The following is a 25,518-nucleotide window of genomic DNA, read 5'->3' as shown; positions in this document are numbered from 1 at the left end:
AGTCAGTAAAATGAAAATTCGATTAGCTCGAGTTTCATTTGCTGGCATCAATTAAGATACTCATTTTGTTTGTGTCACCGTTAGGTGCACAAACTGTATTTCGTTAACGTTTTGCTGTTCAGTTTTCAAGGTTCGTGTTTTGCACTTCTTGTAAAAGCAACTTCTCTAATATAGCTCATCTTGCATTCATTCGTCAAGTCTTTTTTAAAATTCTTTTTTCGAATGTTTTGTGTGCGCTGTTAGAACGTTTGCCCCAAGCGACATTTACTATAATAACATGATACCAAAGAATAAGTCAACAACTATTTCAATAAAAATTGTAGAGCGATCATAGAATCGCTCTATGACAGCTACCGAGCTCTTATAATACGGTACTCTCTATGGAATAGCAAGTCATTTTTAGATGCTACTTGTGTAATTTCTATTAGACGCTTGTCCACTAAATGCTCGATAAAGAATTCTAAATCCGAAGAATACAACGCTAGCTCATCCTGTTCATATAATTGCTGAACAGTCCATGATTCCTTTTCACTCATAATCGTCAACAAATGCACAGCTGCTTCATTCGTGTAGTTATGGATGAAGAACTCACTTGCCAAGAATACCAAATCCAAACGCTTCCCTAATTCCTCTTCACTGCCAATCAGTTCTTCATATAACTTAAAAACAGCTGGATCTATTTTCTTCATCTGTGCCCAGACAGTATTTTCAGGTAGGACATTACGTTTAACAGCAACGAACCTAGCTAGGTGATGCAAAGTATTGATCGCGTATAGATAGGAATCCATATATTGTTTTCTTTCGAAATGAATTTTCCCTTCATTATAAGCGCGAATCATTTTAGCCATTTCCATTCCCATTTTAATACCCCGACCAAACAACGGCTCTTCTGATAAACGTTCTTTCAGTCGTTCCGCATATTCATCACGGTCAAAAAATACTTTTCCAAGGATAAGCCAATCGATGATTTTCTTGTTCGTCCCTACAAGCAACCAATGCGTTAATTGTCGTTCACTAATGATGTGCATAGCGGCCTTACGTCTGCCATCTGTATAATGTTTTGTTTGAATGGGTATCTCATTGTTTGAGGTAATAATAAATAAGATTTCATCAAAGGTATCAGTGATCGGGTCGTCTTCTCTTTGATTACCAATGAGAAGCACGCTTAATGTCTCAGGTAAACTTGCTCTCTCTTGATACACCGGTCGTAGCATTTGCTCCACTTTCTCGCCTCCCAGTTTTCTATATACCGTCTCGAATACTCTAATTCGACGATTTTCACATAAAGTCCTTTATTTTAAAGGGAGTTTATACTGCAATTAAATAATAATATGATATATTAGGTGAGGATAGCGTTAGGAGGAAACTTGAAATGAAGCCTTACAAAAATAAAATAAATCGCATTCGTTCGTTTGCCTTGGCACTTATTTTCATTGGCGTTGTCATTATGTACATCGGAATCTTTTTCCGTTCCAATGAAATTGTCATGCTGATCTTTATGTTCTTGGGAATGCTTGCCATTATCGGTAGTACAGTAGTGTACGCTTGGATTGGTACTTTATCGACACGGGCTATACGAGTACAATGTCCGAATTGCGGTAAGCATACGAAAGTACTCGGACGGGTTGATATGTGTGGACATTGCCGCGAGCCATTAACACTTGATCCAAACCTTGAAGGTAAAGAATTCGACATCGCGTATAATAAAAAAGTGAAGCAAGAAAAATAATACTAAATAAAAGAGTGTAACCCCAGTGGGCTACACTCTTTTATTTTGCTTGATTTTGTTGCGTCGCTGCACAGTCAGGACAAGTTCCGTATACTTCCAGTCGATGTGAATTTACTTGGAACCCGGTTACATGCGCTGCAAGACGTTCTACTTCTTCTAGACCAGGATGATGGAAATCTACGATTTTTCCACAATCGTCACAAATAATATGGTAATGATCATGTGTCACAAAATCAAAACGACTCGATGCATCTCCATAAGTCAACTCTTTTACTAATCCAGAGTTTTGGAATACACGTAAGTTGTTATAAACTGTAGCCACACTCATATTAGGAAAATCTTCTTCTAGCGCTTTATAGATTTCATCAGCAGTTGGATGTGAATGGGATGTGATTAAATACTCGAGAATCGCATGTCGTTGCGGAGTAATTCTCACACCACTTTCTTTCAATGTTACTAATGCATCTTTTAAGAACACTCCAGGCATCGTAATGCACCTCACTTCATAAGGATTACTTCTTTATAATCATTATAATTAGTTTACTCAACTGTGGGGTGTATTGTCAACTATTCTGCCGGTAATGCTACATTAATAGCCTCTCGACAAATCCACTTGATTGATGAGATCTTGATCTCCCACTACCCATTTCTCAAGATTCGTATCCATAATGTCTAAAGATCGTTTAATATATTGATCTGACAGACTGGACATATGAGGGGATACCGTACAGTTCGGCAACTCCCAAAATGGACTTTCCTTAGGTAACGGCTCTGTTTCAAAGACATCAAGCACCGCATGACGAATTTCATTTTGTTTTAACGCATCCAACACATACTGCTCTTTTACTGCGTCGCCCCTGCCCACATTCATAAAAACAGCCGTCTCTTTCATGGCACGGAAATGTTCCGGTTGATAAATCCATCGCGTTTGAGGTGTGCTTGGCAATATAGAAATCACATAATCGACGTGAGGTAGTTTTCCCATAATTTCATCTAAAGAAATCGCTTCATTCATATAAGGACTTGAATGACCTGTACGGTTACATCCAATTGTATGTACATGAAATGCCTGTAGAAGCCTTCCGATTTCTCCTCCTATTGCTCCTGTTCCTACTATTAAAGCCGTGGAGTGATTTATTTCACTAGGCAAAGAGTCTAACGCCCATTTTTTCTCCGTCTCTCTTTTATAGATATCTGGTAATCCCCTTTCAAGGGATAGTAAATGTGCCAGTACGGATTCGGCTAACGGCATTTTATGAACCCCATGGGAATTAGTAACTAGAACATCTCGCGCCTGAAGCGCTTCGCTCGGCAATGTATCGACTCCTACAGCCGCAACCATGACCCATTTCAATTTAAGAGCTTTTTCGACATGTTCTGATCTCAAATCCCCACCATCTGTCACGATTACATCTATATCTTCCAATGAAGCTTCATCAATATTTGTTGTATGCAAAAATTCGACATTCGGATATTTTTCTATCAATTGCTCTTTAAATGAGGTTTCAATCTTAAATGTGAATAATATCTTCATATTATCTACCTCCTAGTTCGTCAGTTGCTCCAAAGTCGCAAGTGCATCTGCTACATGACCTTTCACACGAACCTTCCGCCATTCTTTCACTACCGTACCCGTTGGATCAATTAAGAATGTCGATCGCTCTATTCCCATATACTCTTTACCGAAGTTCTTTTTTAGCTTCCACACACCATACTGTTCAGCCACTATATGATCTTCATCTACCAATAAAGAAAATGGCAAGCCGTGCTTCGCGATAAACTTTTGATGGGAAGCCGCATGGTCAGGACTGACACCTAGCACTACAGCATTTAACCCTTCAAAATCCGCTTGCGCATCACGAAAATCACAAGCCTCTGTCGTACAGCCAGGTGTTGAGTCTTTTGGATAAAAGTATAACACTACGTATTTCTTTCCTTTAAATTGGTCTAATGAAACTATTTCACCATTTTCATTTGCTAACGAAAATGCTGGTGCTTGTTTTCCCTCTAATTTTTCCATTGTGAATCCTCCTTTAATATATAGACGAATAGCGTACTTCGATCTCTCCCTACTTATCGTATCGGAAGTATTTGAATTTTACAATTTACCTATACTTCACTCTGATAGTAGAGACTTCACTTGGATTAATGCTAAAATGGATAACGTATAATTGATTTGGAGGAATTAACTAATGAACCGAAAAAATTCAGAAGCAATTTATGCTGAAGCATGTGAACATATTGTGGGTGGCGTCAACAGCCCTGCCCGTGCTTATGGAGCCGTTGGCGGAGGTGCACCTACTGTCATGGAACGTGCAGAAGGCGCTTATATCTATGATGTAGACGGCAATCGTTATATTGACTACTTGGGGGCATACGGTCCGATCATTACAGGACATGCGCACCCTCACATAACCAAAGCAATTACGAAGGCAGCGGAAACAGGCGTACTGTACGGCACACCTACACGCCACGAAGTACAATTTGCCAAAATGTTAAAAGAGGCTATTCCAGGAATGGACAAAGTCCGCTTCGTGAATTCAGGTACTGAGGCTGTCATGACAACAATTCGTGTAGCAAGGGCATATACTGGACGTACAAAGATTATGAAGTTTGCGGGTTGCTATCACGGCCATTCGGATCTTGTATTAGTAGCTGCCGGATCAGGTCCTGCTACATTAGGCACACCAGATTCTGCAGGCGTACCTTCTTCTATCGCGGAAGAGGTCATTACCATTCCGTTTAATGATCCCGAAAGCTATAAAGCAGCGATGGAACAATGGGGTGATGAACTTGCTTGTATTCTAATCGAACCGATTGTCGGGAACTTTGGTATTGTCGAGCCAAATGAAGGTTTCTTGGAACTCGTTCATGATCTGGCAAAAGAGCATGGTGTTTTGACTATCTATGATGAAGTCATTACAGCGTTCCGTTTTCATTATGGTGCGGCACAAACGTTACTCGGACTTCAACCGGATTTAACAGCATTCGGAAAAATTATTGGTGGCGGCTTGCCGATCGGTGCTTATGGCGGTAAAAAAGAAGTTATGGAACAAGTCGCTCCACTCGGCCCTGCCTATCAAGCCGGAACAATGGCGGGAAATCCTGCATCTATGCTTTCAGGAATTGCGTGTCTTGAAGTACTTCAAGAACCAGGTATCTATGATGAGATGGATCGCTTAGGCGGTTTACTTGAAGATGGCATACTAAAGTTGGCTAAAAAACACCGTGTCCAATTGACGACCAATCGTCTAGGAGGGGCACTTACATTGTTTTTCACGGACGTCAAAGTGGAAAACTACAAGCAAGCTGAAGAGACAGACGGAGAAATCTTCGGCCGTTTCTTTAAAGAGATGCTGAAAAACGGTATCAACTTAGCACCATCAAAGTATGAGGCATGGTTCTTAACTTCTGCTCATACCGAGTCAGATATAAACGAAACACTTGAAGCAGTAGAACGTGCATTTAAAGCACTTTGAAATAGAACAATTGACCGTTTTATGCGTATATTGTAAAGTTAGCATAAAAAAGCTTTTAGGAAAGGAATTACCCAATGAAACTTGGTGCCCGCGTCTTTAAGACGGGTATTGCGATTGTGTTTGCTCTGTTCCTCGCAAATTTACTAGAATTACCTACAGCAGTGTTCGCAGGTATTGCAGCTATTTTCGCAATCCAACCCTCTATTTACAGATCTTACTTAACAATAGTAGAACAGTTGCAAGGTAATTTAATCGGTGCCACTATAGCAGTCTTATTCACACTTATTTTCGGGCCACAATTAATCATCGTCGGTTTGGCAGCTGTCATCGTCATGACGATTATGTTGAAACTCGGACTTGAAAAGTCTATGTCACTTGCACTCGTCACGATGATTGCAGTGATGGAGGTTAAAGACGACGCCTTCTTAACATTTGCTCTCCTACGCGTAGGTACAATTTTGGTAGGTGTACTGGCGGCATTCCTCGTGAATCTAGTATTTATGCCACCAAAATATGAAACAAAACTATTTCAGGCGATTCATCAAGCACAAGATGAAATTATTCGTTGGACGCGTCTAGCTGGTCGTCAGGCTTCGGAACACACAGCTATGAAGAAATCATTGAGTAAGTTAAAGGAACGCCTAATACAAATTGATCAGCTGTACTTATTATTTAAAGAAGAGCGCAGCTACTTCAAAAAAACTTCTGCCGCAAAAGCGAGACGGCTTGTTGTCTATCGCCAATTGATCGGTACAACTAGGAGTAGTTATGACGTGCTAAAAAGGCTGCATAAGTTTGAAAATGAACTCATCAATCTCCCCGAGCACTTCCGTATGATGATTCAGGAGCGTCTGGAATCATTACTCGTCTATCATGAACAGCTTCATCTGAAATTTGTCGGTAAGTTAAAGGCGGATTTCGACGACGAAGAAACCCATAGTGAGTTTATTCAACGACAAGAAGTGATGAATATTTTCGTGAAGGAAATTGCGATTACTAATGAGGAAGAGGAATTCTCTTCCTATCACTTACTTCATGTCCTATCTGCTATCCTGAATTACGAGGAACAGCTGGAGCATCTGGATACCTTGATCACTTCTTATCAAACACGATATGAAGATGAAGAAAATATTCTAGAAGATGAATTTTATTAATAAAACGGTGGTGGACTTGTATAGTCCTCCACCGTTTTTATTTGTATAAATTGTTTACATACATAGCCGAAGTTCATTTGCCAAATAGTTCGGATTGCCGTTACAGACTCACACTATTTCACTCGCATCGACCCTATTATCCCCCAAATTCTTGGCGATTGAACAAACCAGCGTACGTGCCGTTTAGTTTCATCAACTCCGAATGAGTACCAGATTCTTTCAAGTCCCCATGATCTATCACATAAATACAATCCGCATGCGTAATGGTAGATAAGCGATGTGCGACGATTAGCGTTGTGCGATTGTGGGCCAAGCGTTCCAAAGAATCCTGTATGAGCGCTTCGCTTTCTAAATCCAAAGCCGATGTTGCTTCATCCAAGATGAGCAATGCCGGGTTCTTAAGAAAAACGCGGGCAATGGAGATACGTTGCTTCTGTCCACCAGACAACTTCACGCCACGCTCTCCTACCCTTGTATCATATCCATCACTCAGTGTTTCAATAAAGTCATGCGCATTTGCGGCTTTCGCTGCAGCAATGACTTCTTCATCTGTCGCATCCGGTTTCCCCATCAAAATATTACTTTTGACAGAATCGCTAAATAGAATTGAATCTTGAAGTACCATACCGATCTGATTACGAAGCGATTTAACTTTTACGTCACGAATATCATGACCGTCGATGCGAATAGCGCCCGATGTAACATCATAAAAACGCGGAATCAAACTGATAATAGTTGATTTTCCTCCACCACTCACCCCAACAAGTGCAGCCGTTTCGCCAGGGCGGATGTTCAAACTAATATTTGTCAGTACTTCATCTTCCTCATACGCAAAGCTGACACGATCAAACTCAATCTTCCCAGCAATCGATGGTAAAACTTTCGCATCCTTTTTATCGACCACGTCATACTTTTCATTCATTAAGTCCAGTACTCTGTCCATTGAAGCAAATGATTGCGTCAAGGAAGTAGATGAGTTTACAAGACGACGTAACGGTGAGTAGAGTCTTTCTATGAAAGCAATAAAAGCAACCATCGTTCCAACTGTTAAAGAACCATTGATTACTTGATAACCAGCATAGCCAACAACGAGTAAAGGAGCCACATCGGTAATCGTATTGACAACTGCAAATGCTTTGGCATTCCAGCGTGTATGTTCAATTGCCCGGTCAAGAAATTTATTGTTTACTTCATCAAAACGTTCCTGCTCTTTGTCTTCGATTGCAAAACTTTTAATAATACTGACGCCCGCCACACGCTCATGTAAATAACTTTGTACATCGGCAAGTGCTTGGGATCGTTTGCGTGTTAGTTGACGCAATTTACCGAAGAAATGCTTGACGCTAAACGCATAAAACGGAAATGCGAGCAATGTAACGAGTGTCAGCTCCACATCCAGAGTCAACATGATGGCAATTGCAATAACAATGGTAGCCAAATCAAGCCAGACATTCATCAAACCAATCATGACGAAGTTTTTTGTCTGTTCTACGTCATTGATAACTCGCGAAATTACTTCACCTGCACGTGTATTGGAATAGAAACGAAGTCCAAGCTTTTGCAAATGACCGTAAAGCGATTTGCGGATATCAAACAAAATTTTATTACTCACTAATTGCGCATAGTATTGACGATAATATTCCACAGGTGGACGGATCAAGAAAAACACAATGATCGTGCCACCGAGCCAATAAAATAATTGCTTCGTTTTATCAGAATCACTTAATGTCGGCGAACCGATAATATCATCAATCACAATTTTAATTAATAATGGCAAAAACAATGGAATAGCAAACTTCACAATACCAATGAGAACGGTGAAGACAATTTGCCAGTTATAAGGCTTTACGAATTGAAGATAACGTTTAATACTCTCGCCCATTCTATTCCCCCTACTAAAAAAACCTGACTTGCACGAATGCAAGCAGGTCTAGCTTTGTTCTTCTTGAATTTGCTTATAAAATTCATAACGTGAAGTCCAGACATCAATGAAATCAGGAGCAAAGGGACCTTTCCTTTGTTTGATCCAGCCAAGAAGCTTCTTTAAGTTATCCTGCAAGATTAAGTCGATAACTTCCGGATAATGCATTTGACGCTTATGATCCGCATATTCGTCTTCATCGAGAATCAAATAGCTCATATCAGGAAACACTTTTACATCCAAGTCATAATCGATATACTTCAAGTACTTTTCATCGTAAACGAATGGCGAACTCATGTTGACATAATAGTAGACACCATCTTCACGTAGCATACAAATGATGTTAAACCAGTTTTCTGCATGGAAATAGCAAATTGATGGCTCACGTGTTAGCCAAGTACGACCATCAGACTCTGTCACGAGCGTGCGTTCATTGCCACCGATAATAATATTGCGTGTGCCTTTTAATACGAGTGTCTCTTGCCAGACACGATGAATTTTGCCGTTATGTTTGTAGCTGTGTATCTGTACCGTTTCTCCTTCTTTTGGAATCGCCATTTTTATACCACCTTTGAGCCTTACCGCTCTTGCTATTTGTCTATTATACCAACAGCTTTCCAAAATTTAAAACGATTCAACCATCTATTTCGTATTTGATTGAATCCAGTAGGACCTCGGCATGTTTTTTCACACAAGAAAACCGGTAGAAATGGCTTATAACAGCCTTTTCTACCGGTCGTCGATGTCTAACGCTTAGTTTGAACCTTTATACTGGTTCGCACGCGCTCCTGAAGCTTTTTGTTTGTTTGCTTCTGCTTTGTTGATTTGTTGTTTCACTTCATTGACATCTGTTTCAGATCCGAACTCCTCGTTCATAGAGGACTGCATCGCTTGTGAAGAAGACTGCATGTTCATTGCAGACTGCGCGTTTTGCTGACGAACTTGATTAACGTCCGTCTCGGAAGCGAACTCTTCATTCATCGATGATTGCGCATTTTGTTTCTTCACTTGGTTCGCATCTGTCATAGATGGGTTTTGCTGTGAATTTCGATTTGATTGGTTTGGCATGTTTTATTCACCTCCGTACTCACTATGATGTCCTATAAGTCAGGATTTTATTCACGGTAGGGTCTAAAGTTTTTACCATTCCAGCAATTCGATAATTTTCAGGACAGGTTTTGACTTTGGCAATGCTTCCACTTCCTCTTTAGTGAAGAACTGCAAATCGCCTTCTGCTTGTGGAGCTTCCAATTGTGCACGATACACATGAATATTCCATGTGATATGGGAAAATACGTGAAGGACATGCGGTAACTCTTGAATATGATTTAATTTCAATCCATTCTCTTTTTCAAATGTTTCCACTGCAGAAGTATCTTGAAGTTCGATCATCGGAAATTCCCAAAGGCTAGCAAGCAGTCCGGTACTTGGACGTTTTTGCAACAGCCATTTGCCCTCTTCATTTTGAATCGCGAAAGCCGCCATCGTAACATGCTTCATTTTTTGTTTTTTTATCTTAATTGGCAATTGCCGTTGTTTTCCTTCTTCAAAGGCGATACAAAATTCCCTAACAGGGCATAATAAACAATGTGGATTCGGCGTACAAATTGTGGCACCCAGTTCCATAAGCGCTTGGTTGAAGGAAGATGGATTCTCTTCCGAAATTAATTGCATCACAGCTTGTTCAAATAACTTTTTATTACGCGGCAAAGCGATATCTTCCTCAATTAATAAAATTCTCGACAATACCCGCATAACATTCCCGTCTACTGCATGTTCAGGTACACCATAGGCAATACTTAAGATAGCACCTGCCGTATAGGGTCCCACACCTTTTAAAGTAGAAATTTCTTTTCGGTTATTAGGGACTTTACCACCATATGTTTCAACAACTTCCCTCACGCCCGACTGCAAATTACGTACTCTGGAGTAATACCCTAGTCCTTCCCACATTTTCAAGATATCTTCTTCAGGTGCAGCTGAAAGATCTTGCATCGTAGGAAACTTTTCAATAAAACGCTCATAATACGGTATTACAGTATCTACTCGTGTCTGTTGTAACATAACTTCCGAAATCCAAATATAGTATGGATTGTCCGTCCTTCTCCAGGGTAGGTCCCGTTTTTCAGCTTCATACCAATTTAATAACGCATCTTGGAATGCCTTCTTTTGTTCAATAATTTGCATATGGACCTCGCTTCTTCGTGTAAATACTTTTAGTTATGATAATAAAGGGTATATAATTATAGATAGTATACAACTCTTCCAATAAAGGAGTGATGATTTGGATACGGGTACACATATTGCTATGGGTGTTGCGATCAGTGGATTGGCTCTTGCTGATTCAGTCGTAGCAACTGAACCTGCCACAATGGGCGCCGTTTTTGCGGGTATTATGATCGGTTCACTAATTCCCGATATCGATACGGTGTTGAAACTTCGAAACAACGCTGTCTATTTACGTAATCACCGCGGTATTACGCATTCGGTTCCAGCTGTAATGCTATGGCCGTTGCTGATTTCCATATTATTGACTATCTTTGTTCCTGGCGCCATTTTCTTTCACGTCTGGGCTTGGACTTTTTTAGCGGTATTCACACATGTATTTGTGGATATCTTTAACTCATATGGTACACAAGCCCTTCGCCCATTTTCTCAAAAGTGGGTGGCCATAGGAGTCATTAATACATTTGATCCAATTATTTTCGGACTCCATGTCATTGCGATCCTGGCATGGGTGTTCGGCGCACCCCCAGTCTTCACGATGTCTATATTATATGTCGTCATCTTCTTCTATTACCTATTGCGCTTCGCAGTTAAGAGCGCAGTGAAGAATGCAGTGAAGAAGACGATTCCAAACGCAACGCATATATTTACTGCACCCACGATGAACTTCTTTCAGTGGCGAATAGCTGCCACGACTGACGTTGATCATTTTGTAGGACGAGCATACGGACGTTCCATTACAATCTACGAACGATTCGAGCGTGAAGTGATGCCGATGTCCCCCGTAGTTGAAGTGGCATTGGAAGATCCGAACATGCAGGCTTTCACTTCATTCTCCCCACTATATCGTTGGTCGATTTCGGAAGAAGGCCATATTTACGAAGTTCGTTTAATTGATTTACGTTATCGAAGTAAGGGTTACTACCCATTCGTCGCAGTCGCCCATGTGAATGAAGACTTGGAAGTAGTCAATTCCTATACAGGATGGATATTCTCTGAAGAAAAGTTGCGTAAAAAGCTTAATTTCGCTCCAAACAACTAAAGAACGTTCGTGCAGTATTGCACGAGCGCTCTTTTTTGTTTATTTTCCACTTTTTATATCTTTCAACATAGCAAGAGGCAACGCTTCTTCCGCTCTCTCGCCACCTAAGCGATAGCCCCAAGCGAACAATCCTTTGAGGTAATCTACTTGAAAGAAGACTCCATCGTCCCCTTCAATGCGGTACATCTCGCCTGGCTTGATGCTAGCTGGATCTACAAGATAGGATTGCACAAGAACTGCCTTTCTTTGGTGAACCGCATATTCACTGATCATCCCCATCTGTTCTGCCTTACGTGCTTTTTCCATTAGATTGGCGATTTCGCTGCGCAGTTCGTTTTCATTCATATCACTATAATGTTTTTCAGTACTCATCTTCTTCATTCCTTTTCTGTTCAATAAATTGATCGATTTGACTAAGTGGAATGCCCTTTTGATACATAGATTGTTTCACGCGCTGTCTAAGATCGGATCCTGAGTATTTGCTTTGGTACCGCCTCCACGCCTTCTCGCCAAATGTAGACGTGATATCGGACCATTCATCTTCATCACGTTCGATCGTTACACTGCTGAGAACTTCCGAAATTTGCTGATAAGAAAAACCTTTTCTAGCTAATGTATTTTGTATTTTTTGCTTAACTTGTGCTGGTGGCTGTGAACTATTCGATCGCATCGTCTTTTCAGCCAGCTTCATAGCATTAGCCATTTGATCTTCCATTGTATATTCCTCCAATGCTTGAGTTTGCAGTTCTTTGGGTATACCTTTTTTATAGAGGGATTGCTGAATAGCTCTCGGACCTTTTAACGTACTATTTTTTTCTGTACGTACAAGAGCTTCCGAAAATGCTTCATCATTCAAAAAGCCCAGTCGTTTTAATTTCACGATAGCTTCCAGAACAACCGCTTCCCCATAGTCTTTTTCAAGCAATTTCTTTTTAACTTCCATTTCACTCCGCATTCGGAATGATAAAAAATGCAATGCACGATTAAATGCCTTTTCGATCTGGTCGGAATACACAATCTCTTCCGTTGACCAATTATCCAATTCCATTCCTTTCGTGAGTTCAAATTTCACTAGGACCGTTTCATGGACACTAAATGCATATTGATCATCAAGAAAAATATTATAACGTTCGCTATCTCGTTTTTGTTGTGATATTTTGGTAATAAGCGGCACGTTTCCATCACCTACTTTATCTTAGTATACCGCTTCTAGTGGTGGTGGTCAGCAATAGTGTACTAATTTTCATTAGATTGGAGGGAAACCTTTATGAAAGTGGTTATTGCAGGTGGTACTGGATTCATTGGCAGCATTCTGACTGAGAAATTGAAGGATAACGGGCATGAAGTAGTCATTTTAACGCGTAAACCCTCATCGAAGCAAAATGGAATTCAATATGTACAATGGTTAACCGATCATACTTCACCTGAAAATGAAGTTGGGCAGGTTGATGCTTTCGTCAATTTAGCAGGCGTGTCCATAGATGATAGTCGCTGGTCCAAAGAACGAAAAAAGCAAATCTACGATAGCAGAATAACAGCTACACAAGAAATTTTGCGGATTATAAGAAGACTTCCAAAGAAACCTCGCGTCCTAGTGAACGCAAGTGCAATCGGCATTTATCCTACATCACTTACTGCTGAATATACCGAAGATTCCTCTGCAGTCGGCGATGATTTTTTAGCCAAAACCGTATCCGATTGGGAAAATCTCGCAGGACAGGCAAATGAAATGGGTGTACGAACTGTATGTACCCGCTTCGGCATAGTGCTCGGTAAAGAAGGCGGAGCACTTCCACTCATTAAACTGCCTTATCAATTATTCGCAGGTGGTAAAATAGGTTCAGGCAATCAATGGTTCTCGTGGGTACACGTTGAAGACGTAGCCAGTGCAATCCTCTTCGCAATTGAGAATGATTGCGTAGAAGGTCCTGTTAATGTAGTCGCACCGAGTCCAATGCATATGAATGCTTTTGGGAAAACAATCGGAAAAGTATTGCACCGTCCACATTGGTTTCCGGTTCCAAGTTTTGCAATGAAAGTGGCTTTGGGAGAAAAGAGTATCGTCGTTTTGCAAGGTCAGCATGTAGTACCAAAAAAGTTGTTGGCTAATGGCTTTACATTTACTTATCCTTCATTACGACCGGCGCTTGAAGACTTATTAAAATGATTTCAAATGTTTGTTAAAACGTACTCACGTTTTGACAAACATTTTTTTCATTACATACAAAAAGCGTATTGGCACATGCTTAATAAAAAGGAGTGACGCTTAATGACTCATCATTTGTCAGGAATTTTACTGGCATCTTGTTTGCTAATTGTTGGCGTGGTGATGAATCCCTTTACTGTTCAAGCTGATGCTTTTCATTGGGGTTTCAAGAAAGCTACTGAAGGTGTTCCCCCTTCTGCCGGAGCAGAACTAGATAAATTGCTTGATGATTATGGCGCGATTTACAAAGGGAAAGGAGATAAAAAAGTCGTCTATCTAACATTTGATAACGGATATGAGAACGGCTACACTGAAAGCATTTTAGACACGCTGAAAAAGGAGAAAGCGCCCGCCACATTTTTCTTGACAGGACATTATGTGAAAAGTGCCAGTGATTTAGTGAAACGTATGGTGAAAGATGGCCATGGTATCGGAAATCATTCATACGATCACCCGAACATGGCGAATATAACCGAACAACAAATGGAAGACGAGTGGAAGAAACTAGATGAAATTGTAAAGGCTACTACTGGTCTAAATAGGACAATCTATACGAGACCACCGGAGGGGACATTTAATGCGAAGGTACTGCAAAAAGGAAATGATCTAGGATATAGACATATTTTCTGGTCTGTTGCATTCATTGACTGGCATCGAGATCAACGAAAAGGAAAAGCGTATGCTTATAATGAATTGATGAACCAATTACACCCAGGCGCTGTCATTCTAATGCATACCGTAGCAGCTGATAATGCAGAGGCACTCCCCGATTTCATCCGTGATGCCAAGAAGCAAGGCTATGAATTCCATTCACTGGATCAGTTAGTGGAGGAATACGAGAAAGGAAATACCATTACACAATAAATAAGAGACCTTATCTGTATGTACACAACCAACAGATAAGGTCTCTAATTATTTTCTACATCTTCAGTTTGCATGTTCACATTCGTAGTTATCCAACGTGATCACCAATGTTGGATTGTTACGGATCCCCTCCTTCGTTGTTATGTGTCTAGGATTCGATTCGTCTCTATAACTACGACCTCCTTTTCTTTTGATTAAACTTACTATAACAACTATTCAGTTAATTGTAAAGTGTTTTAATGAAAAATATTATTATTTTCTTTTTTTATAGTTTACGACTCGTATAACAAAATCAGATTGAAAAACATGGTGTTTTCGTATACGATATCAATGATAGAAAGAGGTGTGCGTATGGACAAATCACAAAATAATGAACAAGTCGTCGAACTGAAAAATCGATTCAATCAATTCATTGAAACATTAGAAGCAATTGAACCTGAACACACAGACCTGCAGGACATAGATCGCCTGATCATGTTACTCGATGAATTAGAAGAACAGATGGATAATTCGAAAAAATAACGTATACTAACGGGGGATTTTGAGATGTACATAGAGACAATTGAAAAGAGTATATATGAATTAGTTTGCGAAACGTCTACAAATTTGCCAAAAGATGTCCGACGCGCAATTCTTTCCGCAAAGGAAAAAGAGAACAAAGGAACAAGCGCTGCAATGAGTTTGGATACGATTGCAAATAATATCAATATGGCAGATGATAAACTATCTCCAATTTGTCAGGATACTGGCCTTCCTACATTTAAGATTAAAACACCAATCGGGGTAAACCAATTGGAAATTAAAGCTGCAATTGTACGCGCTTTGGAGCTAGCTACGGAAAAAGGAAAGTTGCGTCCGAATGCTGTAGATTCATTGACTGGCGATAATAGTGGCAATAACTTAGGTATCGGGCTGCCCGTTGTAAAGTTTGAACAATGGGAAGAAGACTATATAGAAGCAAAGTTAATATTAAAGGGCGGCGGATGTGAAAACAAAAACATCCAATACAGCCTCCCTACTGAATTAGAAGGTCTAGGCCGTGCAGGACGCGACTTGGACGGTATTCGTAAATGTATCCTTCACTCGGTTTACCAGGCACAAGGACAAGGTTGTTCAGCTGGGTTTATCGGTGTTGGAATCGGTGGCGATCGTTCATCTGGATATGATCTGGCGAAAGAACAACTATTCCGCGATGTAACAGACGTTAATCCAGTTCCTGAACTTGCACAATTGGAAGACTACGTCTTAGAAAAAGCCAATCTCCTTGGAATTGGGACAATGGGCTTCGGCGGAGAAGCAACATTACTAGGATGTAAAATCGGTGTCATGCACCGTCTTCCTGCGAGCTTCTATGTATCTGTAGCATATAACTGCTGGGCATATCGTCGTATGGCAGTGAATATTAATGCAGAAACTGGCGAAATCATGGCCTGGCACTATAATGAAGGCGAGAAAATTGCATTCGAACAACCAGCTGAAGAAGCAAAATCCACTGCACGTATTGTACACTTGCAAGCACCTATTTCAGAAGAAGACGTACGTGATCTTCATGTTGGCGACGTTGTAAAAATTTCAGGCCGGATGTACACAGGCCGCGATGCGATCCATAAGCACTTAATGGACAACGACGCGCCAGTTGATTTGAATGGACAAGTCATCTATCACTGTGGACCCGTTGTTTTAAAGAACGATGAAGGCAAGTATGAGATCAAAGCAGCCGGCCCAACAACTTCTATGCGTGAAGAACCGTACCAAGGCGATATCATGAAGAAGTTCGGTATCCGCGCAGTGATCGGCAAAGGCGGCATGGGACCTAAAACACTTGCAGCTCTTAAAGAGCACGGCGGTGTATACTTGAACGGTATCGGCGGTGCGGCACAGTATTATGCTGACTGTATTAAAGAGGTAGAAGGCGTCGATTTGCTGGAGTTCGGTATTCCTGAAGCGTTATGGCATTTACGCGTAGAGGACTTCACTGCAGTCGTAACGATGGACTCACATGGTAACAGCCTGCATGCTGATATCGACAAGTCATCACTCGAGAAGCTCTCTCAGTTTAAAGAAAAAGTATTCAACTAATAAGCAAGCAGCGAACGAGAATTCTCATTCGCTGCTTTTTTGAATGAATTGATTTGCCTGAATAGTTGTCGGAGAGAGGATGCACTGTTGCGCTGCGTTCCAGGCGGACGCGTTCGGGAGGGCCCGCGTTCACTTTTGACACGTTCTTAAGTTGGAGAGTGTACTTCAAGATCTTTTATCGCGCCTGATTTCGAACACAAATTTAATTGTTGCTTGAACTTAACTTAGTTAGAAGTCTACACTAATTGTTTTGCTTCAATTCCTTCGTACACTCCCGGTCTACTTCCCTTCATTTATCAACTCCATCCAATATTTTTGCTTGAATTAGCCAAATAAGTAACACTTCTTATTCAGAAATGATATACTGTAGATAATAACTATTACAACTTCATATTTATTCTATTTAGATGCCCAAAAAGTCGATTCTACTACTGTAGAATCGACTTTACTGCTTTAATATGAGCTATGAAATTGAAATTCATTATCAATTAGGAGGAGAATACATGACAACACTTGCAAAAGAACAACCTGAACAGACGATTGACTGGTCTGCACGTCTAGAATTAATCGCAGCTATATTATCTGGGATTATCATTCTTACCGCATGGGCTTTGGGGAAAAATGGCGTAGAATCCTTTTCTGTCTCGCTGTATATCATAGCGTTTCTGATTGGTGGTTACGCCAAAGCCAAGGAAGGTATTGAAGAAACAATAAAAAATAAGGAACTGAACGTTGAGATGCTGATGATTTTTGCAGCCATTGGTTCAGGAATTATCGGATACTGGGCTGAAGGTGCAATTCTGATTTTTATCTTTGCAATTAGCGGGGCACTCGAAACTTATACTCTCAATAAAAGCCATAATGAAATATCTTCGTTGATGGAATTGCAGCCTGAGGAAGCGTGGTTGATCCTTGAAGACGGCAGTGAGAAAAAAGTATCTACTGACTCTTTATCGATTGGCTCTGTTTTGCTCGTTAAACCAGGTGAACGCATTCCGGTCGATGGCAAAGTATTAAGCGGTATCACTTCGATTGATATGTCAGCTATCAACGGGGAATCTATCCCGGTGACAAAGCAGGAAAACGATGAGTTATTTGCAGGAACCGTGAATATCAGCGGTGCAATTCGCATGACCATGACGAAACCTAGTTCCGAAACGTTATTTCAAAAGATTATCACTATGGTACAAAACGCGCAAAGCGAAAAGTCTCCTTCCCAACAATTTATCGAACGTTTTGAAGGGTCTTATGTAAAGATTGTGCTGGCGGCTGTTGTGATTATGATGCTCTTACCCCACTTCTTGTTTAACTGGGACTGGACTACAACGTTCTACCGTGCAATTGTTTTGCTAGTCGTCGCTTCCCCTTGTGCGTTGATGGCTTCCATTATGCCTGCTACGCTAGCGGCTGTTTCCAATGGCGCTAGAAAAGGTGTGTTATTTAAAGGCGGCGTTCATTTAGAACACTTAAGTACATTGCAAGCATTCGCTTTTGATAAAACAGGTACCTTGACGAATGGAAAACCGATTGTGATGGATTTTATCGTTCGAGAAGGTGCTGATATGAAAGAGACGCTTGCTTTATTTGCAGGCGCGGAGTCACTCTCTAATCACCCGTTGGCAAAAGCCATTATCAATTACGCGACAGAGCATGGTGTAGAACCTGAACGCAACCTCCATATTGAAGACATTCCCGGATTTGGTATTAAAGCCGAGACCGATCATGGCGATATTCTAATCGGTAATCCAAAATTTGTTGGAGTAGAGTTAGTGGAAGAGTTTCAAGACAATGTGGCGGTATCGCTTGCGAATGAAGGTAAAACTGTCATTTTCATGAGAGACGAACAAGGAATTGTAGCGTTAGCTGCTTTACAAGATACATTACGAAAAGAAGCCATTTCTGCGATTAAATCCCTGCAATCTCTAGGACTTCGTACAGTTATGTTAACTGGCGATAATGAAAAGACCGCCCATGCAATTGCGGATGAAGTAGGTGTCGATACGTACGTAGCAGAATGTCTACCCGAAGAGAAAGTCGTTCAGCTTAAGTATTTATTGAAAGAATACGGTACAGTAGGTATGGTAGGAGACGGCATCAATGACGCTCCTGCACTGGCTACCGCTACTTCGGGCATTGCGATGGGTGAAGGAACAGATGTAGCATTGGAGACAGCCGATGTTGTTCTCATGCAAAACGACTTGAATCGCCTATCATATGCCATAAAGCTTTCGAGAAAAATGCAACGAATCGTTAAACAGAATGTCTTCTTCTCGATAGCTGTCATTTCAATCCTCATCATCGCTAACTTCATGCAGGTAGTGGATCTGCCTCTTGGTGTCATTGGACACGAAGGAAGTACAATCTTGGTTATCTTAAATGGATTACGGATGCTTAATAAAATAGAGTAAAATAAAAAGTGAAGAAAGGAAGTCCCTTTCTTCACTTTTTATTTATCTGGTTTGTTGTTTATACTCTTGACGATTTTTCACGACTGAATTGATTGTACCTCCCAGCAATAAAATGATAGCTGATAAGTATAACCACATGATTAATACGATAATCCCAGCGATACTACCATACGTATTAGTGTAGCTTCCAAAATTACTAATATAGAACGAGAAGCCTAGTGATGTAACGATCCATCCTATTGTCGCAAAAATAGCTCCAGGAAGTATTCCTTTAAAATGCAACTTTACACTTGGTACTAGCCAATACAGTAATGAGAATACCGCAAAAATTAGCAATGGTGGAATGAGGAATCGTACCAAATTCCATACAGTCAGGAACGTCTCTTCCAATCCTAAGAATGTGAAGATCAAATGCCCGATTGGTTGACCGAATATCGGTAACACTAACGCGACGATTACAGTCATGACTAACATAATCGTAAACACAATCGACAATCCTTTTGAAACGAAAAAGTTTCTATCTTCTTCAACTTCATATGCTTCATTTAATCCTTTTGTTACTGCACCCATGCCTTTAGACGCAGACCAGATTGTAGCCAAAATTCCGATTGATAGTAATCCTCCACTTTTGTTATCCAGTACTTCAGAAAGTGTTCCTTCAATTAGTGAAGCTGTCCCTTCTGGCGCATACTCTCGAATAAATAAGAAGATTTGGCTTTGGTCTAACTGTAAGTACGGCAGTAGTGTAAAAAGAAAGATTAATAGAGGGAATAAAGACAATAGGAAAAAGAAAGCTAACTGCGAACCAGCCGCTGAAATATCCAATTCTTTCATTCGGATAATCAATTGTTTGAAAAATCCGCTCGTAGTTGTCGGATCGAAATCCTCTTCTTCCCCGTCTTTTATATCTTTGATGAATTCTTTCACTTTTTCAGTTTGAGACTCGTCTCCGTTTTCAGCATTTGAAGAAGGGGCACTTTTTTGTCTATCCAACTGATGTGTCCCCCTTTCATTTACTGATTCTATTGTTATTTTTTCTCTAGTGGTATCACGTTTTTTTTTTGGATCATCGGAGGCAATGAAGCATCCCCTTCTGTTGAAACAGAAGATGCAGCTGTAGAATTATCCACGATGATTTGCTCGTACTCTGATTTAGAATCAGTAATTGCTTCCTTTGTATCCGCAAGCATTTCTTTCACTTGCGGAGTCAGCGTCTTGATTTCATCGACCTGTGATTTGATGTAATTTACATCACCTTTCACTTGATCAACAAGAGTTTGCATTTTTTCTTTTTTCTGTTGGAACTCACTTTTTACAATATCTGGATTTTCTTTGTAATATAATACTTTTTCATACGATGTTCTGGCTGTAGTCAATGTGTGCTGCCGTGTTGCACGGTCCAGCATGCTCACTGCAGCTCCAAGTAATGCTCCGCCTAAAACATATCTTCCAAATTTACTCGAACCCATACATTTTTCGCCTCCTTATTCACGTTTACTTCTCACTTCATTATACCCATATTGCAACTTGCCAAACAATCTTTGTTACACTTTATTCAAAAAAAGCTTGACGAAACGTTCTATTTTTTAGATTATTAACAATAACATGTAAATAACAGAATCTACTGAAAGGGGTTGGTTCTCGCAATCTTGGGAACGGATACTAACATCAGAGAGAAATTGGGGGGATGAAATGGAAAAGATCGAGAATTTCTTGACTACTGCGTCCGATTTAATATGGGGACCGCCACTGCTCATTTTATTAATTGGTACCGGAATTTATTTAACACTACGTTTAACATTTATTCAATTAAGATTACTGCCTTATTCACTGAAGCAAGTTTTTTCACGGAAGCATGATAAAAAAGCAGATGGTGACATTTCACAGTTCCAGGCTCTAATGACTGCGATGGCCGCCACAGTCGGTGTCGGTAATATCGTCGGCGTTGCATCTGCTGTTGTAGCAGGTGGACCAGGGGCGATTTTCTGGATGTGGCTTGCAGGGTTCTTCGGTATGGCAACAAAGTACAGTGAGGCAATCTTGGCTGTTAAGTACCGCGTCAAAGATTCCAATGGCTTGATGGCTGGTGGACCGATGTACTATCTGGAACATGGTCTAAAGCAAAAATGGCTCGGCGTACTATTTGCGATATTCGGTGCATTGGCCGCGTTCGGAATTGGGAACGGAACACAATCTAAAGCAGTAGCAGACGTAATGAAAAGCACTTTTGATGTGCCACACTATATTACAGGAATTGCATTGGTACTATTCGGTGCACTTGTTATTCTTGGAGGTATCAAATCAATCGGTCGTGTGACGGCATTTTTCGTACCGATCATGGCACTATTCTATTTCTTTGCTGGTGCGATTGTTATGGTATTGAACATTGAACAAGTTCCAGCAGCATTCGGTCTGATTTTCACAGACGCATTCACAGGCCAAGCAATTGCCGGTGGTGCAATCGGTACCGTAATCCGATTCGGTGTCGCGCGAGGACTCTTCTCTAATGAAGCAGGTCTCGGTTCAGCGCCAATCGCAGCTGCTGCTGCACGTACAGATATGCCTGGACGTCAGGCTCTTGTTTCAATGACACAAGTATTATTCGATACATTAGTCATTTGTTCAATTACAGGTGTCACAATTGTTATGAGTAATAAATGGCAAGATAAATCAATTGATGCTGGTTCTTTGACAGCAGAAGCGTTTGGCTCATTCCTTGGTGGTATCGGGCCGATCTTAGTATCAATAGGACTTGTGTTCTTTGCTACATCTACCATTTTAGGTTGGAGTTATTATGGAGAGAAGTGCTTCCAATATCTCATCCCTAATCGCGCTGCAGTCCTTGCTTATCGAATAATATTCGTAGCATTCATATTTGTAGGAGCGACTGCATCACTTGACCTTGTATGGATTTTAGCAGATGTATTAAATGGCTTAATGGCGATTCCAAACTTAATTGGATTGCTCGGTTTGTCTGGTGTTGTCATTATGGAGACACGACGTTTCAAGAAGAAAATTGACGAAGAACGTGAAGCAGCCCGTAAGTAACACTTCTCAGTGCGGTTGACAGCTTACCGCTTTCATGAAATGATTGTTTTCATTAGAGGAAAGGCGGTAAGAATATGGATTTGTCTTCAAAATCACCTGAGAATGTCTCATACATGATCGAACAGATTAAAGAAAAACTACGCATGGTAAATGTGGATGCGATGAAGCCCGAAAACTTCAGTACAGAGCAGTATGAAGATTTGTACTATATGTACAAGACGGTCATGAAACGCGACAACATCACACCGAATGAAATGCAAGCAATTGCGGCCGAACTCGGTTCTTTGCGCAAATAAAAAAGCGACTCCACTTGGAGTCGCTTTTTTATTGCGGTGTGACGGGTGTGCCATCTTTTAAGACCAGTGGCTGAATGAGTACTTCCACTCTTCGGTTTTTACTGCGATTTTCTATCGTATTGTTCGGAACAATTGGCTTATACTCTCCGTATCCTTTCGCACTGAAAAGATTCGGGTCGACTTCATTGTCTGCCACAATGATTTTAAGAAACTCTACAGCACGCATAACGCTTAACTCCCAGTTGGATGAATACTCTGCATTGTTGATAGGAATGTTGTCTGTATGACCTGTGATGACCACCTGGCGAGGCCTATCCAGTGTTAGCAACCGAGAGATATCATTTGCCAGTCTTTTATACTCTGGAGTAATTTTTGCTTCTCCTGATTTAAACAGCACACTGTCACGAATTGTGAGCAATAAGCCTTCACTTGTCATTTCAGTCTCAAACTGGGTCTCTAATTCATTCACAGCAATATACTCGTCCAAATCATCTTGCGTTTCTCCCAAGGATTGCTGATCTTCCATATATGAGGAGTTCTCATCAAGCTCCCCTACTGAGTCGTGTGGAACAGGGGTAGTGGTTGGCGCGCTCTCACTCATGATTCCGCTACCACTTTCAAATATTTCGCTGAATACTTTAGAGACTTCTGCAAATCGTCCCTCATCTACTGAACTCGTAGCAAATAATACGATGAATAATGCTAGTAATAATGTCAAAAGATCGGCGTAAGGTAATAGCCAGGACTCATTAATATGTTCAATTTCGTGCTTCTTTTTCTTACGCTTCTTCGCCAACTTTACCAGCTCCTTCGCTACCATCAATAGCTAGCTTCTTCCGGTCTTCTACAGAAAGATAAGATGCCAATTTTTGTTCGATGACACGCGGTGCTTCCCCTTCCAATACGGAAAGAATTCCTTCAATCACCATTGTCCTCTGACGGACTTCTTCTTTTGATTTTCGTACAAGTTTATTGGAGAACGGATGCCATAAGACGTATCCCGTAAAAATCCCAAGCAATGTCGCAATAAATGCAGCAGAAATTGCGTGACCTAACGCATCGATATTATTCATGTCTTTTAGTGCGGCAATCAGTCCTACAACAGCACCGAGAACCCCCAAAGTAGGAGCATATGTACCGGCTTGCGAGAAGATCAGTGCACCTACTGAATGCCGCTCCTGCATCGCCTCCACCTCTTCACTTAATACATCACGAATATAATCGGCATTCTGACCGTCAATCGCCAAACCCAAACCATTTTTCAAAAACGGATCATCAATTTCATCTGTTTTTGCTTCCAAGGCAAGTAACCCTTCTCGACGAGCAATATCAGCCCAAGAAGAAAATAGACGGATTAATTCTGCATCCGATGCAAGCTTTTGCTGAGTAAAAATAATTTTAAATAATTTAGGTACCTTTTTTAATTCATTCATCGGGAATGCGATGACAACAGCGGCAATCGTTCCTGCTATGATGATTAGAATAGCCGCCGGGTTAAGTAATGCATCGGGCGTTACCCCTTTAAGCGTCATCCCGACGAGGAGAGCTGCAAATCCTAATACTAAACCTACAATTGTGGATAAATCCATGTATAAAGCCTCCAAATACTACATTCTTCTTATTATTTCGGTTGATTTCTGATGTTGTTTAGGGAAAACTGTCGACTATTCTTAGGGAGTTAAGAGTATTTCATCCTATCCCGATTGCATTATCGTTGCGAACTGTGAACTTCACTTGTTAGAATTGTCACATTACGTAAAAAGGAGATGTCATGATGAATCAATTTCAAAATCAACTTTCCAATTATGCCGACTTAGCTGTAAAGGTGGGTGTAAATATTCAACAAGACCAATATCTATTCATCAGCGCTTCTACTGAAAATACTTCATTTGTTCGATTGATCGTTGAAAAAGCTTATGATGCAGGAGCACGACAAGTCTTCGTAGACTGGATCGATGATGTCGTCACACGTCTACGTTATGAAAAAGCACCAGCGGATTCGTTTTCTGAGTTCCCTACGTGGAAACAGATGGAGCGTGAACAGCTAGCTGAAAAAGGCGCTGCTTTCATGTCAATCGTATCGCAAGACCCTGACTTATTAAATGGTATCGAATCCAGTAGAATTCGCGATAATCAGAAAGCCTCCAGCACTGCGCTTAGCAAGTTCCGCCAAGCTATGCAGGCAGATAAATTCAGTTGGACAGTAATTGCTGCACCTTCGACAGCATGGGCAGCTAAAATTTTCCCTGAACTACCTACGGAAGAACAAGTACCCGCTCTATGGGATTCTATTTTACGTGCTGTAAGGGCTGATCAGCCAGATCCAGTGCAGGCATGGAAAAAGCACAATGAAAACTTGCATGAAAAAGTAGAATATTTGAATGGTAAACATTACCGTAAACTTCATTATACAGCTCCAGGCACCGACTTAACAATAGAATTACCGGAAAAGCACTTATGGTGTGGGGCCGGTAGTGTCAATCAGGCAGGGCATGAGTTCATGGCCAATATGCCAACTGAGGAAGTCTTTACGGCACCGTTGAAAACTGGAGTGAATGGTTCTGTTACTAGCACTAAACCACTTAGCTATGCAGGAACAATTATCGAGGACTTCACGCTTCAATTTAAAGATGGCAAAATCACAAACGTTACAGCTACTCAAGGCGAGGAAATTCTGAAACAACTTGTCGATACTGATGAAGGCTCACATTTCCTTGGCGAAGTAGCACTAGTTCCGCATGACTCACCTATTTCTAATTCGAATGTGTTATTCTATAATACATTATTTGATGAAAACGCTTCGAATCATTTGGCCATTGGAAGTGCCTACGCATTTTGCTTAGACGGCGGGAAAGAAATGGAATCCGAACAACTACAGGCTAATGGATTGAATCAAAGCTTAACACATGTCGACTTCATGATTGGATCTGAAAAGATGGATATTGATGGAATACTAGAAGACGGAACAGTAGAGCCTATTTTCCGTAACGGTAATTGGGCATTCTAAAATCCGTCACTTTTCATCCGAAGTTTACAGAAGCTCTTAATATTTTCTTGAAAATCATG

The 25,518-nt window shown here is 40.8% G+C and carries 26 protein-coding genes; 12 read left to right on the top strand and 14 right to left on the bottom strand.

From position 1 onward, the window contains the following. Nucleotides 1-350: 350 nt before the first annotated feature. Nucleotides 351-1,214, bottom strand: coding sequence for a nucleotidyltransferase-like protein (locus tag CSV60_RS10585; RefSeq protein ID WP_369803177.1), 864 nt, complete (start codon nucleotides 1,212-1,214; stop codon nucleotides 351-353). A gap of 158 nt (nucleotides 1,215-1,372) precedes the next feature. Here CSV60_RS10585 and CSV60_RS10580 point away from each other — a divergent pair, with 158 nt between their 5' ends. After that, complete coding sequence (locus tag CSV60_RS10580; protein ID WP_099631794.1) at nucleotides 1,373-1,729, top strand: YgzB family protein; 357 nt, start codon at nucleotides 1,373-1,375, stop codon at nucleotides 1,727-1,729. A 40-nt stretch (nucleotides 1,730-1,769) separates the two neighbouring features. On the opposite strand, the gene perR is transcribed toward CSV60_RS10580, so the two are convergent. From perR to bcp, 3 genes are all read right to left on the bottom strand, one after another. Then, nucleotides 1,770-2,216, bottom strand: a complete 447-nt coding sequence (gene perR / locus CSV60_RS10575) for a peroxide-responsive transcriptional repressor PerR (protein ID WP_099631793.1) — start codon at nucleotides 2,214-2,216, stop codon at nucleotides 1,770-1,772. Nucleotides 2,217-2,318: 102 nt separating this feature from the next. Further along, the gene (locus tag CSV60_RS10570) at nucleotides 2,319-3,263 is read right to left on the bottom strand and encodes a D-2-hydroxyacid dehydrogenase (RefSeq protein WP_099636960.1); all 945 of its coding nucleotides are present in this window, start codon (nucleotides 3,261-3,263) and stop codon (nucleotides 2,319-2,321) included. A 12-nt stretch (nucleotides 3,264-3,275) separates the two neighbouring features. After that, nucleotides 3,276-3,749, bottom strand: a complete 474-nt coding sequence (bcp, locus tag CSV60_RS10565) for a thioredoxin-dependent thiol peroxidase (protein ID WP_099631791.1) — start codon at nucleotides 3,747-3,749, stop codon at nucleotides 3,276-3,278. A 172-nt stretch (nucleotides 3,750-3,921) separates the two neighbouring features. Here bcp and CSV60_RS10560 point away from each other — a divergent pair, with 172 nt between their 5' ends. Both CSV60_RS10560 and CSV60_RS10555 read left to right on the top strand, forming a co-directional pair. Then, entirely contained in the window at nucleotides 3,922-5,208 is a 1,287-nt protein-coding gene (locus CSV60_RS10560; protein WP_099636959.1) for a glutamate-1-semialdehyde 2,1-aminomutase, read from the top strand. 74 nt (nucleotides 5,209-5,282) lie between these two features. After that, the gene (locus tag CSV60_RS10555) at nucleotides 5,283-6,362 is read left to right on the top strand and encodes an FUSC family protein (protein WP_099631789.1); all 1,080 of its coding nucleotides are present in this window, start codon (nucleotides 5,283-5,285) and stop codon (nucleotides 6,360-6,362) included. Between the two features lie 136 nt (nucleotides 6,363-6,498). Here CSV60_RS10555 and CSV60_RS10550 read toward each other — a convergent pair whose 3' ends face one another. The 4 genes from CSV60_RS10550 to mutY all read right to left on the bottom strand — a co-directional run bounded on the left by CSV60_RS10550 (nucleotide 6,499) and on the right by mutY (nucleotide 10,470). Continuing rightward, entirely contained in the window at nucleotides 6,499-8,244 is a 1,746-nt protein-coding gene (locus CSV60_RS10550) for an ABC transporter ATP-binding protein (RefSeq protein WP_099636958.1), read from the bottom strand. 48 nt (nucleotides 8,245-8,292) lie between these two features. After that, nucleotides 8,293-8,841 (bottom strand): nucleoside tri-diphosphate phosphatase, encoded by a 549-nt coding sequence (gene ntdP, locus CSV60_RS10545; RefSeq protein ID WP_099631787.1) that lies wholly within the window; start codon nucleotides 8,839-8,841, stop codon nucleotides 8,293-8,295. Between the two features lie 195 nt (nucleotides 8,842-9,036). Next, nucleotides 9,037-9,351 (bottom strand): gamma-type small acid-soluble spore protein, encoded by a 315-nt coding sequence (locus CSV60_RS10540; protein ID WP_099631786.1) that lies wholly within the window; start codon nucleotides 9,349-9,351, stop codon nucleotides 9,037-9,039. A gap of 72 nt (nucleotides 9,352-9,423) precedes the next feature. Further along, nucleotides 9,424-10,470, bottom strand: coding sequence for an A/G-specific adenine glycosylase (gene mutY, locus CSV60_RS10535; RefSeq protein ID WP_099631785.1), 1,047 nt, complete (start codon nucleotides 10,468-10,470; stop codon nucleotides 9,424-9,426). Between the two features lie 97 nt (nucleotides 10,471-10,567). Between mutY and CSV60_RS10530 the strand changes: the two genes are divergently transcribed. Continuing rightward, nucleotides 10,568-11,551, top strand: a complete 984-nt coding sequence (locus CSV60_RS10530) for a metal-dependent hydrolase (RefSeq protein WP_099631784.1) — start codon at nucleotides 10,568-10,570, stop codon at nucleotides 11,549-11,551. A gap of 39 nt (nucleotides 11,552-11,590) precedes the next feature. Here the strand turns inward: CSV60_RS10530 and CSV60_RS10525 are convergent, their stop codons facing one another. After that, nucleotides 11,591-11,923, bottom strand: coding sequence for a YfhH family protein (locus tag CSV60_RS10525; protein ID WP_099631783.1), 333 nt, complete (start codon nucleotides 11,921-11,923; stop codon nucleotides 11,591-11,593). Beyond that, nucleotides 11,913-12,725 carry a recombination regulator RecX gene (gene recX / locus CSV60_RS10520; RefSeq protein WP_099636957.1) on the bottom strand — a complete coding sequence of 271 codons (813 nt, stop codon included), beginning with the start codon at nucleotides 12,723-12,725 and terminating at the stop codon, nucleotides 11,913-11,915. Before recX ends, CSV60_RS10525 begins: the two co-directional genes overlap by 11 nt. Nucleotides 12,726-12,818: 93 nt before the next feature. Here recX and CSV60_RS10515 point away from each other — a divergent pair, with 93 nt between their 5' ends. The 5 genes from CSV60_RS10515 (at nucleotide 12,819) to CSV60_RS10495 (ending at nucleotide 19,108) form a co-directional block, all read left to right on the top strand. Continuing rightward, complete coding sequence (locus CSV60_RS10515) at nucleotides 12,819-13,718, top strand: TIGR01777 family oxidoreductase (protein ID WP_099636956.1); 900 nt, start codon at nucleotides 12,819-12,821, stop codon at nucleotides 13,716-13,718. A 162-nt stretch (nucleotides 13,719-13,880) separates the two neighbouring features. Next, nucleotides 13,881-14,621, top strand: a complete 741-nt coding sequence (locus tag CSV60_RS10510; protein WP_369823625.1) for a polysaccharide deacetylase family protein — start codon at nucleotides 13,881-13,883, stop codon at nucleotides 14,619-14,621. Nucleotides 14,622-14,972: 351 nt separating this feature from the next. Beyond that, nucleotides 14,973-15,143 carry an SE1561 family protein gene (locus CSV60_RS15980; protein WP_099631779.1) on the top strand — a complete coding sequence of 57 codons (171 nt, stop codon included), beginning with the start codon at nucleotides 14,973-14,975 and terminating at the stop codon, nucleotides 15,141-15,143. Nucleotides 15,144-15,167: 24 nt separating this feature from the next. Further along, on the top strand, nucleotides 15,168-16,700 hold the full coding sequence (locus tag CSV60_RS10500) for a fumarate hydratase (protein WP_099636954.1): 1,533 nt from the start codon (nucleotides 15,168-15,170) through the stop codon (nucleotides 16,698-16,700). A 503-nt stretch (nucleotides 16,701-17,203) separates the two neighbouring features. After that, nucleotides 17,204-19,108, top strand: a complete 1,905-nt coding sequence (locus tag CSV60_RS10495) for a heavy metal translocating P-type ATPase (protein WP_099636953.1) — start codon at nucleotides 17,204-17,206, stop codon at nucleotides 19,106-19,108. Between the two features lie 42 nt (nucleotides 19,109-19,150). Here the strand turns inward: CSV60_RS10495 and CSV60_RS10490 are convergent, their stop codons facing one another. Beyond that, nucleotides 19,151-20,101, bottom strand: coding sequence for a YihY/virulence factor BrkB family protein (locus CSV60_RS10490; protein WP_099631776.1), 951 nt, complete (start codon nucleotides 20,099-20,101; stop codon nucleotides 19,151-19,153). 35 nt (nucleotides 20,102-20,136) lie between these two features. Then, entirely contained in the window at nucleotides 20,137-20,577 is a 441-nt protein-coding gene (locus CSV60_RS10485) for a YtxH domain-containing protein (RefSeq protein WP_099636952.1), read from the bottom strand. Nucleotides 20,578-20,800: 223 nt separating this feature from the next. On the opposite strand from CSV60_RS10485, the gene CSV60_RS10480 reads away from it, so the two are divergent. Both CSV60_RS10480 and CSV60_RS10475 read left to right on the top strand, forming a co-directional pair. Then, on the top strand, nucleotides 20,801-22,156 hold the full coding sequence (locus tag CSV60_RS10480) for an alanine/glycine:cation symporter family protein (RefSeq protein WP_099631774.1): 1,356 nt from the start codon (nucleotides 20,801-20,803) through the stop codon (nucleotides 22,154-22,156). 74 nt (nucleotides 22,157-22,230) lie between these two features. Then, nucleotides 22,231-22,452, top strand: coding sequence for a DUF1128 domain-containing protein (locus tag CSV60_RS10475; protein WP_099631773.1), 222 nt, complete (start codon nucleotides 22,231-22,233; stop codon nucleotides 22,450-22,452). Nucleotides 22,453-22,480: 28 nt separating this feature from the next. On the opposite strand, the gene motB is transcribed toward CSV60_RS10475, so the two are convergent. Both motB and motA read right to left on the bottom strand, forming a co-directional pair. After that, the gene (motB, locus tag CSV60_RS10470) at nucleotides 22,481-23,248 is read right to left on the bottom strand and encodes a flagellar motor protein MotB (RefSeq protein WP_099631772.1); all 768 of its coding nucleotides are present in this window, start codon (nucleotides 23,246-23,248) and stop codon (nucleotides 22,481-22,483) included. After that, nucleotides 23,232-24,041 (bottom strand): flagellar motor stator protein MotA, encoded by an 810-nt coding sequence (motA, locus tag CSV60_RS10465; protein ID WP_099631771.1) that lies wholly within the window; start codon nucleotides 24,039-24,041, stop codon nucleotides 23,232-23,234. Before motA ends, motB begins: the two co-directional genes overlap by 17 nt. 185 nt (nucleotides 24,042-24,226) lie before the next feature. Here motA and CSV60_RS10460 point away from each other — a divergent pair, with 185 nt between their 5' ends. Next, nucleotides 24,227-25,459, top strand: a complete 1,233-nt coding sequence (locus CSV60_RS10460) for an aminopeptidase (protein ID WP_369823623.1) — start codon at nucleotides 24,227-24,229, stop codon at nucleotides 25,457-25,459. Nucleotides 25,460-25,518 lie beyond the last annotated feature (59 nt).

It is taken from the genome of Sporosarcina sp. P7, assembly GCF_002743425.1.
GTDB lineage: Bacteria > Bacillota > Bacilli > Bacillales_A > Planococcaceae > Sporosarcina.
This window is presented reverse-complemented; position numbering and strand designations above follow the sequence as displayed.